This window comes from Chelativorans sp. Marseille-P2723, assembly GCF_902809845.1.
In the GTDB taxonomy this organism is placed as follows: Bacteria; Pseudomonadota; Alphaproteobacteria; order Rhizobiales; family Rhizobiaceae; genus Chelativorans.
Genome location: NZ_CADDWI010000008.1, coordinates 262298 through 280595, shown reverse-complemented (window position 1 = coordinate 280595; position 18298 = coordinate 262298). Strand labels below are relative to the sequence as shown.

The following is an 18298-nucleotide window of genomic DNA, read 5'->3' as shown; positions in this document are numbered from 1 at the left end:
ACCTATCCCCTTGCTATGCGCTCAATTTCTTCGCGGACCAATCTCTCGACCAGTTGCGGAAGGTTGTTGTCGAGCCAATCCTGCAACATTGGCCGCAGCAGCTCGTCTACCATCTGGTCGAGTCTCTGCCGGCGCATCTCCAAAAGCGCTTCATTGAGTTCCTCGAATGCTGCCGCCGCCTGGCGCCTTGGCGCATCCGACAGGATGGTCGTCCGCTCCTGCTGTGAGACCCCGGACGGAGCCGCTGGAGCAGGCTTCTGCTTCTCTTCCATCATCTCCCCGGCGAAAATGGATGTTGGCTCAACTAAGCGATCCTGTTCAGAGCCTTCAACCGCCCGATCCTCAGCTTCCTCATGACGAACCTCGCCCAGTGCGACGATGTCCCTCGCGCTATAGTTCGTCGCCTTCTCCACCTCGCCGTGCTCCTCTTCCTTTCCAGAGCCAGGGAAAGTGAAGCCTTCGTCACCCTCCGGGCGGCTTTCCGTCGCCCGAGAATAGGGCAGATTTGCAGGCCGCAGCTCAGCATGGAAGGAAGAAAATTCGACCGGCGCCTCAACGGGAGCCTCACTTTCCCTGTCCTGCCTTCGCCCGGCTTCATTGTCCTCGATGATCCGTCGAATCGATGCGAGTATCTCCTCCATGGAAGGCTCGCGCTGTATGCTGTTTGCTTGTGCCATGTTCACCGCCGCTTTCCCAATCAGCACCCCCGGCGAGCCCTTCCTCCGTCTTTCGGTTTGGTCGGCCTCGAATCACCGGTTAAATTTAGCCGAGCATGAGTCTGCTGAGAATCCCAAAAAGAAAAAATGCCTTCCTTTACACAGGATTACAACCAATAGCGGCCCTGCACGCGATAGACATTCGCTGCTTCTGGAATTGGCTTAGCCTGCAACAGGCCATCAGCTTACGGCGCCCGCAGCGTAAGGCGGGCAGCCGGAGGATATGTCGCCATGCGGTGAATAGAAGGGCCTGGCCGATTCACCAGGTAAGCCCTCACCGCGGAATTCATTCCGAGCTGTCGTTTCTTGGCTATCATCATCCTGGCGAAGTCTTCTTCCGATCCACCGGTGAATTCGGCCACGGCCGTGGAAACGTCATTTGCCAAGCGCGTGACGAGCGCCTTGATAGCATGGTCCAGGGTGATGCTGCCGCCTGCCTTTACGACGAGCTTCGCCGGCGGCTCCGAAGCCGCCTGAGAAGGTCACAAGCGTGTTCTTGTTGATGCGACCCGAAGCCATTGCCATGGAAGGCGCGCCTAAAATCCGCAGCCGGAAGCCGCCCGCGGTTACTCTTAGGCGAGCTCGCACAGTAGTTCGCTTCCGCACTTCATGGAAACTGCTGAAGCGATCTAAGCTCCCGCCCTCAGATGGAAATGGATACCCAATCTGCGAACTGTTCTTTAGCCTTCACGCGGCCTCAGCGGCCGTCAGGCGTGCGCAGCCCGTACCATTTATCCTTGACAGCGCGGTAGTGCTCCTGCGGATCGTAGGTCGCGACCTGAAGCCCAAGACGGGTGGGAGATAGACGCCCAATGGCCGAGGCGATGGCATAGCTTGCGACCACCACATTCCGCTGCGCCGTCACGAGATCGATTCGCGCAGAAATGACGTCGGCTTGAGCATTCAGCACGTCGAGCGTTGTGCGCTGGCCGACATTCCGTTCCTCTATCACCCCGCTCAATGCGAGTTGAGCAGCGCTGACCAGTTCGCGGTTGGCAACCACCGATTCGCGCGCAGCCTGATATTGGGTCCAGGCCGAAGTAATAGCGGCGCGCACCTGGTCGCGGCTTACGTCCACATCGATCCTGGCGCGGCCGAGCGATTCCTTGGACTGGCGAACCCGCGCCGAGGTTTCACCGCCCTGATAAATGGGAACCGTGAGGTTGAGGCCGATGGTGGCCGAATTTGAACTTCCGTCGTTCGGCCCACCGGGGCTTGAATCCGTGCGGCTCGCCGTCAGGCCGGCTGAAGCGGAAAGCTGGGGTAACAAGGCGCCTTCGGTCGCCTTCACCGTGAAGGCCGCCGCATCAACCTGATGTTTGGTCGCAAGGATGACGGGGTGCTCTGCAAGAGCAATGTTTATCGCTTCGTCCAGGCTGCGGGGAAGCAGGTTAGTGAGTGGCTGCGCGGGCGAAAGCGAGCCCGGCTCCTCGCCGACAAGCTGCCTGTACAACGCAGCGCTCGCGGCCGCTTGCGCGCGAGCGGCCGAAAGGCGTGCAAGCGCTGCCTGGCGGCTCGCCTCTGCCTGGGCGACGTCCGTGCGCGTGCCCTCGCCAACGTCCAGCCGCGAACGCGCCGAACGCACCTGCTCCTCCAGAAATTCGAGGTTTTCCGCAGTGAGCGCGGCAATCTGCCTGTCGCGGATAACGTCCATATAGGCGCTGGCGGCGTCAAAAAGGATGTTCAGTTCGTCATTGCGCAGCGCTTCCACCGCGGCACGCACCTGCGCCTCACTAGCGCGCACATTGTTGCGGGTCTGAAAGCCGTCAAAGATCGGCTGCTGAAGCGAAACTCCAAACTCGCCGGCGCGAATCTCTACACCGTCGCGGCTTTGAAACAGCAAGCTTCCGGTGGCGGAAATGCGTGGCCGGAAGCCCGATTTGGCAATCGCCACATTCTCATCCGTCACACGTACCCCGGCGCGTGACGAATTGAGGCTCGAGTTGTTACGGTAAGCTTTGGCGAGTGCGCCCGGCAATGTTTCGGCGCCGGCGGTGGCCGGCGCAAAGATCAAAGCAGAAACCGCAAGCGCAGCAATGACCCGGCTTCGCAAGAACTTCACGGATCGACCCCTCATCCTTTTGTTGATGGACATTATCTGAGATGCCCCTGCCCGGCCAAACAAAAGTTCAGGCCGTGCCTGCCTCCCTCAATGCCATACAACCCTTGAACCCCTTCAACTTATTAAAACAGGAGGCTATATCATCCCGGCAATCAAAACCGTTGCACCGGCGCAACACTGCCTCCTTATGAACGTCTCAGAAGACGAAGCCACGTTCCTTCCTGAATCCGGGCAGCGGCATGACCGCAGCGTTGAAATCCGGGCGGGAAGAGACAACCCCATCCTCCTTCACGAACAGATGCGCACGCGCAGCATTGCCCGCGCCGATGATTGCGACGAGCCGTCCCTTCTCGGCGAGCTGGCTGAGCAGCGAATCAGGAACATAGTCTACCGCGCCGCCAAGAAAGATCACGTCATATGGCGCCTCGGCAGCGTGCCCCTCCTCTAGGGGTCCCGTCACGACTGAAACATTCGTGCAATCAAGTTCGGCCAGCGAGCTTGAGGCCAGCGCGGCAACTTCCGGATCGCACTCTATCGCAACAACGAAGCTTGCGAGTCTGGACAGTACCGCCGTTGAATAGCCGGTTGCACAACCGACATCGAGCACCAGGTCCGTGGGGCCGACGGCAGCAAGCTGCAACAGCCGCGCGAAGGGGGCGGGCTCCATCAAATAGCGCGCCGGCCTGCCTTCCGCCGCCGGGGCAATTTCGAGATCTTCATCGATATAAGCCAGACTCTTGTGGGGACCAGGCACGAAAGCTTCGCGAGGAAGGTCTCCCATGGCTATCAGCAACGGGACATTCGTCACGTCACGCGCACGTAGCTGCCCCTCGATCATCATGGCGCGTTGGGCGGAAAAATCGACGCTCATCACCCTGTCCTGACTCGCGCACAAAGGCGCATCTGTAACGGCACGAAACGCCCTCCCTGGCTGGTGAGCCGGAGCGAACGGGCGAAATGCCAGCGAACATTTGAGCGTGATGTGGCAAAAAACAATGGCAGCGTCAATGAAGGAGAAGCGGCCGGCAGCCGCTCCGCGGATAGCTTGCACCGCCGCCTTGAATCCGCAGGCGGACACTTATGCACGTCAGGCCGCAAGCGCACGAGCCTGCCTGCGCGCATCCTGGCGCAGGAGTTCCAGGTGAATGCGCCGCAAGAGGCTTGCAAGAGCTGCGGCTTCATGTGTGTCATCTCCCTCCAGCACCTTTACCATGTGCTCCGTCACCTCCAGCGGGCCAGCCATGCATTCGCCATTGGCTACCGCTCGCCAGATCTGAAGCGCCGCCAGCAGGGGCTTGTGCGTGACCTTGCTCAGCCCCGCGCGCGCCAGAAGCGCTAAAACCGCGCTTTTTTGCCCAGCGGCCAGCAGCGACCGCACGCGCTCTTCCCGCAGCTTGGACAGCGCCCCGAGGGCGGCTACCAAAAAATCGAAGCGACCATGAACAACGCTGCGCAGAAGGAGAACCGAGGTGAGCTCGCCGCGCAGACGCAAGTGCTCCACTAAAGCGGCATACTCTCCTGCGTGAATGGCTTCAATGAGCGTGATCGACGCGTTTGAACAAGCCTCACGAGCCAGCCTTTCAGCACGCGCTATACCTACCACCGCGCGAATCAAGGGGGCGGAGGAAAGCGCTTCGCCCACCCGAGTCATCAGCAGGTGGCGGCAGTCAGCAGGCAAGCGGCCGTGTTCCAGCAGCGCCCGGCGCAGCGTGGGACTACTGTCGCCATGCCGCTCGATCATGCGACGGAAACTCACCCTTGCGATCTCGGCGCCTACGTTTCCTACAAGCGCGAGGCAGGCATCCGCTTCGCCCACCTCGGCAACTGCCGCAGACAGTGCGGATGAGACTTGCGGCCGCGCGGCGATCAGCGCCTGGATGCGCGCATCTCCCGCAACGACGCGGTCAATAAGATCACTATCTGAAAGAAGAGGCGACCGTATCAGGATCGGAGCGGCCACCGAAAATTCGTCTGCGGCGAGCGCCGCAATTACATGGCGCGGTGCTTCGTGGCTGAGGGATAGAGTCTGTGAAATCGCGAGCCGCACCTTTTCGGAAGGATCATCCAGAAGCAATGTCAGGACAGCTTCGGCAGCCATACGGTCTTCGCATGACAACCCCTTCTGAACGCACGCCATGGCAAGCGCCTCCGCCGCGGCCGCCCGCTGGGATACTGTCGCCGTCTCGATCCATTTTAGCAGCCGTTGAATGACCAACACCGCAAAACTCCCTTTGGAGACAAAAGTCTACCGGGTCATTCGTATAGAAATCGTTTACCATAATGAGTGCTCGCCATTGACTCGGCGCGCTCAGAACCTGCAGCCAATTCAGAGGTCTTTATGCGCTCCTTGCTTTTCGTACCCGCAGATTCGGAGAGGAAACTGGAAAAATCCCTCCAATCAGGGGCTGATTCCCTGATTCTCGATCTTGAAGATTCTGTCTCACCGGGCCGCAAGGAGGTGGCACGCGGCATGGCCGCGGATTTTCTCCGAGCGCATCAGAATGCGCAATCACCGTTGCTATTTGTTCGCATCAATGCGCTGTCGACGGAACTGTCGGAGAGGGATCTGGAGGCGGTGATGTCAGCGCGACCTTACGGAATCATGCTGCCCAAATGCGAGAGCGGCGGTGATGTCACGCTGCTTTCCGCAAGGCTTCGTGTTCACGAAGCGCAGAACGGTATGGAGGATGGCGTCACGCGCATCCTGCCCATCATCACAGAAACTGCCGCCGCACTCTTTACAGGCGCTACCTATAAGGGGGCGAGTGATCGGCTCTGCGGCCTTACCTGGGGCGCAGAGGATCTTTCTGCCGTCCTCGGCGCGGCAACGACGCGCGACGAGGATGGCCGCTACACAGGCGTCTTCACGCTTGCTCGTTCAATCACACTGCTCGCAGCAAGTGCGGCCGAGGTTCCGTCCATCGACACGGTCTTTCCAGCGTTCCGCGACATCGACAGCTTCGTGCGCGATTGTGCGGCAGCCGAGCGGGATGGCTTCACAGCCCGGATGGCCATTCATCCGGCCCAGGTGCCAATCATCAACGCTGCCTTTACCCCCTCGCCGGAGGCGGTCGAGCAGGCGCGCCGTGTGGTAGAAGCGTTCGGGCAAGCCGGAAGCACCGGCGTCGTCAGCCTTGACGGAGAAATGATCGACCGGCCGCATCTAATCCGCGCGGAACGCATCCTGGCCCGCGCTCGGCTTGCTGAAGCTGCCTGATGCTCAGACATCCGCCTCGGAGCTTCCCTCCGAGTTCTCCCACGGACCCTTATAATCGCTGACGAGGCTGGCCGCATCGGGCCGGGGACGGTCTGGCACCTCGCCCGTAAAACTGCCAATATGGATGAAGCCGATGACGCGTTCCTGCGGCGCAAGGCCGAGTATGCGGCGTCCCTCTTCCGCATCGGAATACCAGTTGGTGATCATGTTGGTCCGATATCCCAGCGCATTGGCGGCGGTGATGAGATTCATCGCCGCCATTGCACCGGAAACGAACATCTCCCATTGCGGGATCTTCCGGCTTTCCTTTGGATGCGACACGACACCGATGACGAGCGGCGCGCGTGAGAAGCGAGTCAGCTCCTGCTCGCGCCTTGCCTTCGGTAGTGGTCCCTCCCGCTTCTCCGCAAGTTCTGCCAGCATCTGCCCGACTTTTTCGCGAGCCTCACCGCGGTAGACGATGAAGCGCCACGGCGTCAGCATTCCATGGTCAGGCACACGCGTGGCAGCGCGCAAGATGAGATTGAGCTCCTCCTCAGAAGGGGCAGGCGGCTTGAGCTCATGGATCGGCGGGGACCGCCGGGCAAGCAGAAGGTCAATCGCGGATGCGCTCAATGATACACTCCTTGGTAGGGATCCAAGCTGGCGGTGAGTCATTGCAATGTGCAATGGCTCAAGCGGCCCGTCAGTCTTGAAATTGCCACTGGACTAAGCTTCAAAGCAACCATGTGGGTGACCGCCGGACGATTCTTCACCATCATAGCACCGATCTTGGGTCTGCTCCTTGCGCCAGCTTATGGCGAGGAGGACATTTTCACGCTCGATGATCTGCGCTTGCCCGGCATCAGCGACTATGCCGTGCCGCAAGCCGGGCAAAATCCGCTGGCGGCACACGCGACACAGATCACGCTTGCCGCGCATCTGACACAGGACGCTCCGGCAATTCGCGATGGGCTGGTGTGGCGGGTTTTTCTTCCCGAGGAGGGAGAAGATGGCAAGCTGCCGCTCGTCGCCACCGCCGAGGGCGGAACCAGCACCTTGAGGCTTGCCCCCGGCAGCTATCTTGTACATGCCGCCTTCGGGCGCGCGGGCGCTACGAAACGCATCACTGTCGGCAACGAGCCCAAATACGAGCAGTTCGTGCTCGACGCGGGGGGGCTAAAGCTCGATGCAGTACTCTCAGGTGGAGTGCGCATTCCTCCCGATCGCTTGAGCTTTTCCATCTATGAGGCAGAGCCGGATGCCACGGGCGAACGCCCGTTGATCATTCCCGATGTGCGACCCAATGCCGTGGTTCGCCTCAATGCTGGCACCTATCACGTTGTCTCCACATATGGCTCCGTCAACGCTGTCATCCGAGCAGATATCCGTGTGGAAGCTGGCGAGCTTACTGAGGCCACGGTTGAACATCGCGCCGCACAACTCACCATGAAACTGGTGCGCGAGCCCGGAGGGGAAGCCATCGCCGACACGGCCTGGTCAATCTTTACCGAAACCGGCGACATTGTCCGGGAAACGGTCGGCGCCTATGCAGCGATGGTGCTTGCGGAAGGCGAATACACCGCAGTGGCCAAGAATCGCGACCGCATCTATCAGCGCGATTTCATAGTCGTGCCGGGGCGCAATCAGGACGTGGAAGTCCTTCTGACCGATCTGATAGAGCCGAGGACGGGGCTTATCGACACGCAGTAGTGCAGCCGTAACCGTTTCCGGCGTCTTTTCGGCCAGACAAGAGGCGGCTATCAAACGACTGCAATCAGGCGGTAAAAGAGGCGCGCAGCGCCTCAAGCAGCGCTACTGCACCCATCATGTCGCGCTTTCGTGCCTCGCGCCGGGCCAATGCTTCGGCATCCTCCCCCCATTGCGAAATGTTCCAGTCCTCATCGACATGGGCAGCCGACCAGGCCGCTTCCAGGTCGAGCGCCTGAGCTTCGACCGCAAGTGCGAGAAGCGCAGAACCGGTCAGCGTCGTCATGACGTGAAGCGCAGCAAGCCGCAGAGGTTCGCGCCGGGGCCGCAGATAGCTGCTGACAGCGGCAATTGTGGCGCGTGGCTGCTCCACATGCATCACCCCTTCTGCAAGCACGAACCGTGCGCCAAGCACGCCCTCCGCCCAGTCGAGAACGGGGTCCCAGGCATCGGCCTGCAATCTGACGAGACGTTCTGGCGTGCCCGAGCGGTAGCACAAAAGGTCGCTTGACGCGTATCGCAGGATGTCCTCGGCGACGGCTTGCGGATCATTGCTGACCCCGTCTATGGCCGTGTTGACAAGGCGTGTCACGGGCATCGACATGGGATCGATATGTTCGCGCTGGCTGTCATATTCGGCCGCCACGAGCCGTGCGGCATCTTCGGTTTCAAGCTTGATCTGCGCGCCCGCCGGCGTGCGGGCCGCGCGGCCGTCGAGGAGAATGCGGTATTTCCCCTCCTCTTCTGCGACGTCAACGCCCTTGTAGAAGCGCCGCGGCCTCGGAGTCTGCATCTGCTTTTGTGCCCGGCGCATAGGATCAACGTCCGATAAGGATCGGCCAGCATCAAGGTCGTTCAGAATATCACGCATTAGGTTCATCTACCCGGTGGGGCCGTTGCGAAAAACTGTGATCAGGCACGGCGCGGCGGCCCATCTTCGTCTTGCTCCCATATAGGCACTCAGCTCCGGCACGTCACCTGACCGGACCAAATCGTTTCAGCTATCACTCTCGGCGGCCGCCTCGTCGAAGCCCAGCAGGTTCCAGCTCTGCTGCATATGGGGAGGCAATTCGGCGGTGACATCGATCATGCCCCTGTCAGGGTGCGGAATGACAATTCGGCGGGCATGCAGATGCAGCCGGTTCTGTATTCCGCCGGGCAGTTCCCAATTCTGATCGGCTCCGAAGTATTTGGGATCACCGATGATGGGCGTGCCAAGATGTCTTGCGTGTACCCGCAACTGATGCATGCGTCCGGTATAAGGTTCCATCTCGATCCAGGAAAGAGCCTTTCCCACCTGTTCGATCAGCCGGTAGCTGGAGATGGCGTGGTCTGCTCCCGCCTCACCGTGTTTGACTACGCGCATGCGGTCGCCATCGTGAGTCTGCTCGCGCAGAAGCCAGGTGGAGATGCGTCCGCGCCGAGCTTTCGGAACCCCCTTCACCAATGCCCAGTAGATCTTTTTCGTTTCTCTGGCGCGAAAGGCCTCCGTCAGCCTCACCGCCGCGAGCCGCGTCCGCGCCACCACCAGCACGCCTGAAGTATCGCGGTCGAGCCGATGAACAAGCCGCGGCTTCTCACCTTTCTTGCTGCGCCAGGCTTCCAGCATTCCATCCACGTGGCGGCTGATGCCCGACCCGCCCTGCACCGCAAGCCCTGCCGGCTTGTTGAACACGAAAACCTTATCATCCTCGTGGATGAGCATCTGGGAGAGCACCTCCGCGTCACCCTGGCCGCGGATGGTACGCATGGTCGTGGGCTGAGTACTTTTGCGGTCAACGGAGAGCGGCGGAACGCGGATAGTCTGCCCCGGCGTTACGCGGGTGTCCGCCTTGGCGCGAGCGCCGTCGACTCGCACCTGTCCCGTCCGCAGCAGCTTCTGCAACTGCCCGAATCCCAGGCCGGGATAGTGGACCTTAAACCAGCGGTCGAGCCGCATGCCGGCTTCGCTGTCGTCCACCTTTATTTGCTCAATCCCCGCCATCTGCGATTCCACTTCTAAAGAAAGGTTCTTGCCAGCCAAAGACCGGCGAAAAGAGCAGCCATGGCGCCGGCAACGCTGGCAATGCCATAGGTGACGGCCAAAGCCGACGCCCCTCGCTCCCACAAGGAGGCGACATCCAGCGAAAAGGCCGAAAATGTCGTGAAGCCTCCCAGCACACCCGTGGCGATGAAAAGGCGCAGCTCGTGAGAGGCACCGCCAGCACGCCGCGCCAGCCACTCGATGAAGACTCCCATCACTAGAGAGCCGGTGACATTCACCGCCAGCGTGCCCCAGGGAAATGCCGGACCAAGCATCCTGAGCGCCGCAAGGCCTACAAGATGGCGCAGCGACGCGCCGATCGCTCCGCCAGCAGCAATGATCAGAACATGGCTCATAAGGTGCCTTTTGCGTAAGTCCCCGGTAAAGGTCAACGCAGGTTCAGACTTATGGCTGATGGTCCTCGCCGCTTCTTTCCTTCCTGAGCTTTGCCCAATATTCGAGTCGTTTCCTGATCTCACGCTCGAAACCGCGTTCTGGTGGATCGTAGAACGTCTTGCGGCCCATAGCCTCCGGGAAATAATCCTGTCCGGAAAAAGCGTCCGGCATGTCGTGATCGTACTGATAGCCGGCCCCGTAGCCCGTCTCCTTCATGAGGCGCGTGGGCGCGTTGAGAATGTGCCTGGGTGGCAGGAGAGAGCCATGCTCCTTGGCAGCCGCCATGGCAGCCTTGAGCGCGGTGTAGACCGCGTTCGACTTCGGCGCCGTGGCGAGATAGACGCAGGCCTGAGCCAGCGCAAGCTCGCCTTCGGGCGAACCAAGATAATCATAGGCGTCCTTGGCAGCATTCGCGATGACGAGCGCCTGCGGGTCGGCAAGCCCAATATCCTCAACAGCCATGCGGACCAGCCTGCGGCCGAGATATAGAGGATCCTCGCCGGCATCCAGCATGCGGGCAAGATAATACAGCGCTGCGTCCGGGTCGGAGCCGCGCACCGACTTGTGCAGGGCGGAGATGAGATTGTAGTGGCCGTCCTGGCCCTTGTCGTAAATGGGCGCACGCCTTTGCACGACTTGCTGGAGGGCTTCGGCGTTGAATATTTCCCCCTCCCTGGCCGCCCGCCAGATTTCTTCGGCCAATGTAAGCGCAGCACGACCGTCGCCATCGGCCATACGAACGAGAACGGCCCTGGCCTCTTCGTCAAGCGGTATGGGTCGCTGCTCCGCTGCCTCCGCGCGGCTGAGCAATTGCTCAATGCTGGCTGCATCGAGCGAGTGAAAGACAAGCACGCGCGCGCGGGACAAAAGCGCGGCATTCAGCTCGAAGGAAGGGTTTTCCGTCGTCGCCCCGATCAGGATGACCGTTCCATCCTCCATCACCGGCAAGAAGGAATCCTGCTGCGCACGGTTGAAGCGGTGAATCTCATCAACGAAGAGAAGGGTCTGCCGCCCTTGAGCGCGGCGTAGTCGCGCCGCCTCGAACACCTTCTTCAGGTCCGCAACGCCGGAAAAGATTGCCGAGATCTGCTCGAAAGCCATGGACGTTTCGCCAGAAAGCAGCCGGGCAACCGTGGTCTTCCCCGTGCCTGGCGGCCCCCAGAAGATGAGAGAGCCAAGCGAGCCGGACCGGATCATCCGCGTCAGCACGCCATCAGGTCCGGTCAAATGATCCTGACCCACGACCTCGCTGAGCCGCTGTGGCCGCAGCCGGTCTGCAAGCGGCCTGCCGCCTCCGGCAGACATGGGCTGCTCATCATCTTTATCGAACAGGTCACCCATTTTCAGAATCGCAGCGTCTGCCGGATGGTGCGCCCACCCCGCTCCAGGGTGATCTGCCACCAACGGGCGCCGCCCTCGGCAATGTCCTTCAGCTGCTCGGCACTGATGATTTCTTCACCATTCAGTTCCCGCACGATGTCGCCCGGGCGGAAACCCATGCCTGCCGCTGGCGAATCACGCGCAACGGCGAGGACGACGATACCTGTCCGGTTCACCGCCAGCCGCAGGCGCTGTGCAAGCGCCGGGGACAGTTCGGCAACGCGGACGCCCGCGAGCGGTCCGCCTCCGATCTCCACTTCCCTGCCGCTGCCTTCGGGCGGACGCTCGACAGGCATGGCAAGCTTAACGCGCTTTCCGTTCCGCAGAACCTCGATTTCCGCTTCGCTGCCGATGGGGAGCGTTGCAAGCCTGTAATCGACCGCCTCGGGCGTATCGACCGAACGGCCGTTCACGCCGATCACCACGTCCGCAGCCCGCAAGCTGGCCTTCTCGGCGGGGCTTTCCGGTGCGACATCCGTAACCAGCGCGCCCACCGGCCGCTCCATGCCCAGCGCCTCCGCGATCGCTGCGGTTACACGATCAAAACTTGCGCCAACATAGGGACGCTGGAAATAATCCTTGCCATTCTTGGCTGCATCCACCACTGCGCGCACAATGTTGGCTGGAATGGCGAAACCGATCCCATTGGACCCACCCGAGCGGCTGTAGATCGCTGTGTTGATGCCAACAACCTCGCCGCTCATATTGATGAGCGCGCCGCCAGAATTGCCTGGGTTGATTGCCGCATCCGTCTGGATGAAGAAGCCAAAATCGGAAATGCCACTCGGTGTGCGCGCCAAAGCCGACACGATACCGCTGGTGGTTGTCTGCCCGACCCCGAAGGGATTGCCGATGGCAAGCACAAGATCCCCAACCTCCAAAGCTTCCGAATCGCCAAGCTGAGCGGCGGGGAAAGGCTCCGTGCCTTCGATCTTCATCACGGCAAGGTCGAGCTGTTCATCCTGAAGCAGGATCTTGCTGGTGAATTCGCGCCCATCCGCCATGGCAACCTTCACCTGGTCGGCATCGCGGACCACATGATAATTCGTGACCACGACTCCAGAGGGATCGACCACCACGCCGGAGCCGAGTGATGAGCGGTGGCGGGGTGGCATTTGTGGAAAATTAAAAAATCGTTCGAAGAAGGGATCGCCCATGAAGGGAGACCGTGCCTGCACCCTGGTCGAGGCGTAGACGTTGACTACCGCCGGGCTCGTCTGGGCGACGAGTGGCGCGAAGGAAAGCTGCATCTCCTCCCTGGAGAAGGGAATGCGCCGCTGCAGCTCTTGCGGTCTTTCCATCTCTTCCCCGCTGCCTCGAAGAAGCCTCGTCAGCGGATCGAGCAGCGTGCCGTTTCCCCTCTCCTGGGCCTCAACGGGAGCAGCTAAAATGGCAAGTGCAACTAACAGCCAGGGAAAGCGTAGCTTGTTGTTTCTCATTGGAATCCTTGGCCTTCGAACTAAGCCTCTTTTACATAGGAATGTGTAGAAGAAATGGCTGCCGCGCCCTCCCCTTGCCGGGCAAGAACAATGGCCTCGGCAAAATCCGCGGTGGCGATCCTCGTTCATGCTTCGTTGAAGCGTTCCCATTTCACCGCTGTCGCAATAGCGTAGCTCTGCCCGAATCACACGGATGTTTCCTGACAATCTTAGGCGACTTCGAGGACACATATGAGCCTGCCCCATCTGACGCCCATTGTCCTGCTTTCCTTTTCCAACATCTTCATGACCTTCGCCTGGTACGGCCATTTGAAATTCGGGTCCAGGCCCCTCCTGCTCATCATCCTGGTGAGCTGGGGCATTGCCTTCGTCGAATATTGTTTCGCTGTGCCCGCCAACCGCTATGGCCATGCCGTCTATAGCGCCGCAGAATTGAAGACCATACAGGAGGTAATAACACTCTCGGTCTTTGCTGTCTTCTCCGTGACCTATCTGGGCGAGCAGATCACGCTTAACCACGCCATGGGCTTTATGTTCATCTGCCTCGGCGCCTTCTTTATCTTCAAGGGGCCGCTTGGCTGACCGCGCTTCACCTTCGCTGCGAGGAACAAGTCCGGTCAGGTGAATCAAAAAGGGGCCGCGTTGGCCCCTTCCGTTACCGGCCTATTGCCGGAGTTGCGCTGCAAACTCCGTCAGGCTGCCTCGGCTTCCTCATTCGCCGCTTCGGCCTCAAGCCGCGCCCGGTCGGCCGCGCCCTTAGCTTCCACGTCGCGATCGACGAACTCGATCACCGCCATCGCGGCATTGTCGCCGTAACGGAAACCGGCCTTCATGACCCGCGTGTAGCCGCCATTGCGCGAGGCGTAACGCGGCGCCACGGTGTCGAAAAGGCGCTTTACTATATCCTCGTCCCTAATGGCTGCAATCGCCCGTCGGCGAGCATGCAGATCCCCGCGCTTGCCGAGCGTCACGAGCTTCTCAACAATGGGGCGAAGCTCCTTTGCCTTGGGAAGTGTCGTTACAATCTGCTCATGCTCGATGAGCGCGGCGGCCATATTGGCGAACATGGCCTTGCGATGGCTCGATGTCCTGTTCAGCTTGCGGCCGGATCTTCCGTGACGCATTGCTTATCTCCTTCAATTCCCCTGCGGAACGCAGCCGGCGGGGCTCAATACTGGTCTTCGTAGCGCTTGGCCAGTTCTTCGATGTTCTCGGGCGGCCAGTCGGGCACTTCCATACCAAGATGCAGGCCCATCGAAGCCAGCACTTCCTTGATCTCGTTCAGCGACTTGCGTCCGAAATTCGGGGTTCGCAGCATTTCGGCTTCCGTCTTCTGGATCAGGTCGCCGATATAGACGATGTTGTCATTCTTCAAGCAGTTCGCCGAACGGACCGAAAGCTCCAGTTCGTCCACCTTCTTCAAAAGCGCCGGATTGAAGGCAAGCTCCGTGACCTGCTCGGCCGGCTGTTCCTTCTGCGGCTCTTCAAAATTGACGAAGAGGGAGAGCTGATCCTGCAGGATGCGCGCGGCAAAAGCCACCGCGTCCTCGCCCGAAACCGACCCATCCGTCTCGATGGTCATCGTCAGCTTATCATAATCGAGAATCTGACCCTCGCGGGTATTCTCAACCTTGTAAGATACCTTCTTGACCGGCGAATAAAGGCTATCGACGGGGATGAGTCCAATAGGTGCGTCTTCCGCGCGGTTGCGCTCGGCCGGCACATAGCCCTTGCCCGTATCAACCGTGAACTCCATGCGGATCTCGGCATCCTGGTCCAGCGTGCAGATCACGTGGTCGGGATTCAAAATCTCGACATCGCCAATGGTCTGAATATCGCCGGCAGTCACGACGCCTGGGCCGTGCTTGCGCACAACCATGCGCTTTGGCCCTTCGCCTTCCATCTTGATGGCTATTTCCTTGATGTTGAGGACGATGTCCGTCACGTCCTCACGCACACCGGCAATCGAGGAAAATTCATGTAATACGCCGTCGATCTGCACCGCGGTAACCGCCGCGCCGCGGAGCGAGGAAAGCAGAACGCGCCGCAGCGCGTTGCCAAGCGTCAACCCGAAGCCGCGTTCTAGCGGTTCGGCGACCAGCGTCGTTTTCAGCCGGCCCTTGGAAGTGAACTCGATCTTGCTTGGCTTGATGAGTTCCTGCCAGTTCTTCTGGATCATGGATTTGTCCTTCCGTTACCCCACCACCATCCAATCGTGGCGGGCGTTCTGGAAACCGTAGAGGAGCGCAAGATCGCGCTCATACGGCAAAATGCCCTATACCCTGCGCTTCTTGCGCGGGCGGCATCCATTATGCGGGATGGGAGTCACGTCACGAATGGAGGTAATGGTGAAGCCAGCCGCCTGCAAGGCCCGAAGCGCCGATTCCCTGCCTGATCCCGGCCCGGAGACCTCCACCTCCAGGGTGCGCATTCCGTGTTCCTGTGCCTTGCGAGCACAATCTTCGGCCGCGACCTGGGCAGCGAACGGGGTTGATTTGCGGGACCCCTTAAACCCTTGAGCACCAGCCGAAGACCACGCGATGGCATTACCCTGCGCATCAGTGATCGTGATCATGGTATTGTTGAAGGACGAATTTACGTGGGCAACACCGGAGGAAATGTTCTTACGCTCGCGACGGCGTATGCGCGTGGCTTCCTTTGCCATGATATTCCTTTCGATCGATCTCTACGCCGCCGTAATTCCAGCGGCTACACCTTGGATGGAGCAGCGGCACGGGACGGACATGACGGCTGACAGTTTTACCACTGCAGCAGAGCATATCGCCGCGGCGGCCCCTTCCCTTACTTCTTCTTGCCCGCAATCGGCTTTGCCGGCCCCTTGCGGGTGCGTGCATTGGTATGCGTGCGCTGGCCGCGAACGGGCAGCGAACGACGGTGGCGCAAACCGCGATAGCAACCGAGATCCATCAAACGCTTGATGTTCATCGACACCTCGCGGCGCAGGTCGCCCTCGACCTGGAACTCGCGGTCGATGGTCTCACGGATAGCCAGCACCTCTGCATCGGTAAGCTGATGCACGCGCCGGTCGTCCGGTATGTTCACCTTGGTGACAATGTCTCGGGCAAGCTTCGGCCCAATTCCGTGAATATATTGCAGCGCGATCACCACGCGCTTGTTGGTCGGAATGTTGACGCCAGCAATACGGGCCACGTCGGCTCTCCTTGGTTTCTTTTCGCCGCCTCGTCCGGCAGCCTTTCTATCATCACCGGACAAGACGAAAACGTCCGGCCCGGACATGTTGCTTTCCGACCGGCACCGACGCTTTGACATTCAGCGAATTGGCGCCGTCTTTGAAGGAATCACGGGGAAAAGTCAACTCCCCCGATTGATCAGTTGCGGCCAAGCACTGCCAGGGTAATGTTTCGGGGGATCTCGCATCACCCCGGTTCGTCCCCTAAAGCGAGCGAAGGACTTCTTCGATCTGCGCCGTCACCTCTTCTATGCTCGCCATGCCATCTACCGTATGCAGCTTGCCCTTGGCGTAATAGTAGCCGGTGAGCGGAGCCGTCTTCTTGTAGTATTCCCGCAAGCGTTCCTCGAAGATTTCAGGGTTATCGTCCTTCCGCACGGGCTTGCCAGCGGCCTTAGCCTCTTCGGCCCGCTTCTCGATTCGGCCGACAAGCGCCTTGTCGTCCACGACAAGCTCGATCACCGCGTCCAGCGTCAGGCCCCTTTCTTCAAGCATCGCCTCGACCGCGTCAGCCTGTGCGAGCGTGCGCGGAAAGCCATCAAGGATGAAGCCGTTTGCGCAATCGGGCTGATCGATACGCTCCGCCACAATGGCGTTGACGATAATATCCGACACCAGTTCCCCAGCGTCCATAACAGCCTTAGCCCGCTTGCCGATATCGGTCCCCGCTTCGACGGCAGCCCGCAACATGTCCCCTGTAGAAAGCTGCGGTACTCCAAACTTGCTCACCAGAATCTGCGACTGCGTCCCTTTGCCGGCTCCGGGCGGTCCCAATAATATTAGCCTCATCTTCCTCTCCTGCCCCCACGGAGCTTCGACTTCTTGATCAGTCCCTCATATTGGTGGGCAATCAGGTGTCCCTGCACCTGTGCCACCGTATCCAGCGTCACGCTGACGACGATCAGAAGCGAGGTTCCGCCGAGATAGAACGGCACTCCCGTCGCCGAAATCAGAAACTCCGGAAGCAGACACACAAGCACCAGGTAGATTGCGCCGACTACCGTTATGCGGGTCAGCACGTAATCGATGTACTCCGCCGTCCGCTCACCCGGCCGGTAGCCGGGGATGAACCCCGAATGCTTCTTCAACTGTTCGGCTGTGTCCTTGGGGTTGAAGACAATGGCGGTATAGAAGAAGGCAAAGAAAGCGATCAGCGCAGCGTAAAGCACCATATAGAGAGGCTGGCCATGGCCAAGCGTCGCCAGCACCGTGTTGGCCCAGGCAGGAAGCTGCGTTGCATCAGAGAACCCCGCGACCGTAGGCGGAAGGAGCAGGAGCGAGGATGCGAAGATCGGCGGGATGACGCCTGCGGTGTTGAGCTTCAGCGGCAGGTGCGACGTATCCCCCTGGAACATGCGGTTGCCCACCTGACGCTTGGGGTACTGGATCAGAAGCCGCCGCTGCGCACGTTCGAAGAACACGATGATTCCAATCACAACGACTGCAAGAACGATGATGCCGAGGATGAGCCCTGTCGACATAGCACCGGTTCGGCCAAGTTCGAGCGTTCCGCCAATCGCTGAGGGAAGCCCCGCAACGATGCCTGCAAAAATGATGAGCGAGATGCCATTACCGATACCGCGCGCGGTGATCTGTTCGCCCAGCCACATCAGGAACATTGTGCCGCCAACAAGCGTGATAACGGCCGACAGGCGGAAGAACCAGCCAGGATCGGTAACGATGTTACCCCCGCTTTCCAACCCCACGGCGATGCCATAAGCCTGCACCGTCGCAAGCAGAACCGTGCCGTAGCGCGTATACTGGTTGATGACCTTGCGACCCTGTTCACCCTCTTTCTTAAGCTGCTCCAGCGTCGGCACCACGCTTGTCATGAGCTGCATGATGATGGAGGCCGAGATATACGGCATGATGCCGAGCGCGAAGATTGCCATGCGCTCAACAGCACCGCCAGCGAACATGTTGAACATGCCGAGCACGCCGCCAGACTGCTGCTGGAAAGCCTGGGCGAATGCCTCTGGATTGATCCCCGGCATGGGGATGTACGTGCCCAATCGATAAACGAGAAGTGCGCCGAGCGTGAACCAGATGCGCTTTTTGAGATCCTCGGCCTTTGCGAAGGCCGCGAAATTAAGATTCGACGCAAGTTGCTCGGCTGCCGATGCCATGAAGAATTCTCCGCTTCGTCACGCGCGCCCATGCGCGAC

The 18298-nt window shown here is 60.2% G+C and carries 20 protein-coding genes; 3 read left to right on the top strand and 17 right to left on the bottom strand.

Annotated elements, in window-relative coordinates; translation table 11 throughout:
- Positions 1-2: 2 nt before the first annotated feature.
- The 5 genes from HUS57_RS17895 to HUS57_RS03250 all read right to left on the bottom strand — a co-directional run bounded on the left by HUS57_RS17895 (position 3) and on the right by HUS57_RS03250 (position 4996).
- The gene (locus HUS57_RS17895) at positions 3-677 is read right to left on the bottom strand and encodes a DUF2497 domain-containing protein (protein WP_246727722.1); all 675 of its coding nucleotides are present in this window, start codon (positions 675-677) and stop codon (positions 3-5) included.
- Between the two features lie 224 nt (positions 678-901).
- Positions 902-1123, bottom strand: a complete 222-nt coding sequence (locus tag HUS57_RS18120; RefSeq protein ID WP_348640558.1) for a hypothetical protein — start codon at positions 1121-1123, stop codon at positions 902-904.
- Between the two features lie 290 nt (positions 1124-1413).
- Positions 1414-2778: a TolC family outer membrane protein gene (locus HUS57_RS03260; RefSeq protein WP_246727721.1), complete on the bottom strand. Its 1365-nt coding sequence runs from the start codon at positions 2776-2778 to the stop codon at positions 1414-1416.
- A gap of 196 nt (positions 2779-2974) precedes the next feature.
- Positions 2975-3649 carry a protein-L-isoaspartate O-methyltransferase gene (locus HUS57_RS03255; RefSeq protein ID WP_173931494.1) on the bottom strand — a complete coding sequence of 225 codons (675 nt, stop codon included), beginning with the start codon at positions 3647-3649 and terminating at the stop codon, positions 2975-2977.
- A 216-nt stretch (positions 3650-3865) separates the two neighbouring features.
- A complete protein-coding gene (locus HUS57_RS03250; protein WP_246727720.1) occupies positions 3866-4996 on the bottom strand; it encodes a DUF2336 domain-containing protein in 1131 nt (376 codons plus the stop codon).
- Between the two features lie 120 nt (positions 4997-5116).
- On the opposite strand from HUS57_RS03250, the gene HUS57_RS03245 reads away from it, so the two are divergent.
- Positions 5117-5995: a CoA ester lyase gene (locus HUS57_RS03245; protein ID WP_173931493.1), complete on the top strand. Its 879-nt coding sequence runs from the start codon at positions 5117-5119 to the stop codon at positions 5993-5995.
- Between the two features lie 3 nt (positions 5996-5998).
- On the opposite strand, the gene HUS57_RS03240 is transcribed toward HUS57_RS03245, so the two are convergent.
- Entirely contained in the window at positions 5999-6610 is a 612-nt protein-coding gene (locus HUS57_RS03240; RefSeq protein ID WP_173931492.1) for a nitroreductase, read from the bottom strand.
- Positions 6611-6643: 33 nt separating this feature from the next.
- Here HUS57_RS03240 and HUS57_RS03235 point away from each other — a divergent pair, with 33 nt between their 5' ends.
- Complete coding sequence (locus HUS57_RS03235) at positions 6644-7687, top strand: hypothetical protein (protein ID WP_246727719.1); 1044 nt, start codon at positions 6644-6646, stop codon at positions 7685-7687.
- Between the two features lie 64 nt (positions 7688-7751).
- On the opposite strand, the gene HUS57_RS03230 is transcribed toward HUS57_RS03235, so the two are convergent.
- The 5 genes from HUS57_RS03230 to HUS57_RS03210 form a co-directional block, all read right to left on the bottom strand.
- Positions 7752-8555 carry an ATP12 family protein gene (locus HUS57_RS03230; RefSeq protein WP_173931491.1) on the bottom strand — a complete coding sequence of 268 codons (804 nt, stop codon included), beginning with the start codon at positions 8553-8555 and terminating at the stop codon, positions 7752-7754.
- Positions 8556-8681: 126 nt separating this feature from the next.
- Complete coding sequence (locus HUS57_RS03225; protein WP_173931490.1) at positions 8682-9668, bottom strand: RluA family pseudouridine synthase; 987 nt, start codon at positions 9666-9668, stop codon at positions 8682-8684.
- Positions 9669-9682: 14 nt separating this feature from the next.
- Positions 9683-10063, bottom strand: coding sequence for a fluoride efflux transporter CrcB (crcB, locus tag HUS57_RS03220; RefSeq protein ID WP_173931489.1), 381 nt, complete (start codon positions 10061-10063; stop codon positions 9683-9685).
- 49 nt (positions 10064-10112) lie between these two features.
- Complete coding sequence (locus HUS57_RS03215; protein WP_173932248.1) at positions 10113-11444, bottom strand: replication-associated recombination protein A; 1332 nt, start codon at positions 11442-11444, stop codon at positions 10113-10115.
- A 2-nt stretch (positions 11445-11446) separates the two neighbouring features.
- Positions 11447-12922, bottom strand: coding sequence for a Do family serine endopeptidase (locus HUS57_RS03210; protein WP_173931488.1), 1476 nt, complete (start codon positions 12920-12922; stop codon positions 11447-11449).
- 231 nt (positions 12923-13153) lie between these two features.
- Here HUS57_RS03210 and HUS57_RS03205 point away from each other — a divergent pair, with 231 nt between their 5' ends.
- Positions 13154-13504 (top strand): DMT family protein, encoded by a 351-nt coding sequence (locus tag HUS57_RS03205; RefSeq protein WP_173931487.1) that lies wholly within the window; start codon positions 13154-13156, stop codon positions 13502-13504.
- Positions 13505-13614: 110 nt separating this feature from the next.
- On the opposite strand, the gene rplQ is transcribed toward HUS57_RS03205, so the two are convergent.
- The 6 genes from rplQ to secY all read right to left on the bottom strand — a co-directional run bounded on the left by rplQ (position 13615) and on the right by secY (position 18259).
- On the bottom strand, positions 13615-14046 hold the full coding sequence (rplQ, locus tag HUS57_RS03200) for a 50S ribosomal protein L17 (protein WP_173931486.1): 432 nt from the start codon (positions 14044-14046) through the stop codon (positions 13615-13617).
- Between the two features lie 44 nt (positions 14047-14090).
- Positions 14091-15101 carry a DNA-directed RNA polymerase subunit alpha gene (locus tag HUS57_RS03195; protein ID WP_173931485.1) on the bottom strand — a complete coding sequence of 337 codons (1011 nt, stop codon included), beginning with the start codon at positions 15099-15101 and terminating at the stop codon, positions 14091-14093.
- Between the two features lie 96 nt (positions 15102-15197).
- Positions 15198-15587, bottom strand: coding sequence for a 30S ribosomal protein S11 (gene rpsK, locus HUS57_RS03190; RefSeq protein ID WP_173931484.1), 390 nt, complete (start codon positions 15585-15587; stop codon positions 15198-15200).
- Between the two features lie 137 nt (positions 15588-15724).
- On the bottom strand, positions 15725-16093 hold the full coding sequence (gene rpsM, locus HUS57_RS03185; RefSeq protein WP_173931483.1) for a 30S ribosomal protein S13: 369 nt from the start codon (positions 16091-16093) through the stop codon (positions 15725-15727).
- A 244-nt stretch (positions 16094-16337) separates the two neighbouring features.
- The gene (locus HUS57_RS03180; protein WP_173931482.1) at positions 16338-16922 is read right to left on the bottom strand and encodes an adenylate kinase; all 585 of its coding nucleotides are present in this window, start codon (positions 16920-16922) and stop codon (positions 16338-16340) included.
- Positions 16919-18259: a preprotein translocase subunit SecY gene (secY, locus tag HUS57_RS03175; protein WP_173931481.1), complete on the bottom strand. Its 1341-nt coding sequence runs from the start codon at positions 18257-18259 to the stop codon at positions 16919-16921. The genes HUS57_RS03180 and secY overlap by 4 nt, the downstream gene beginning before the upstream one ends.
- Positions 18260-18298: the final 39 nt, after the last annotated feature.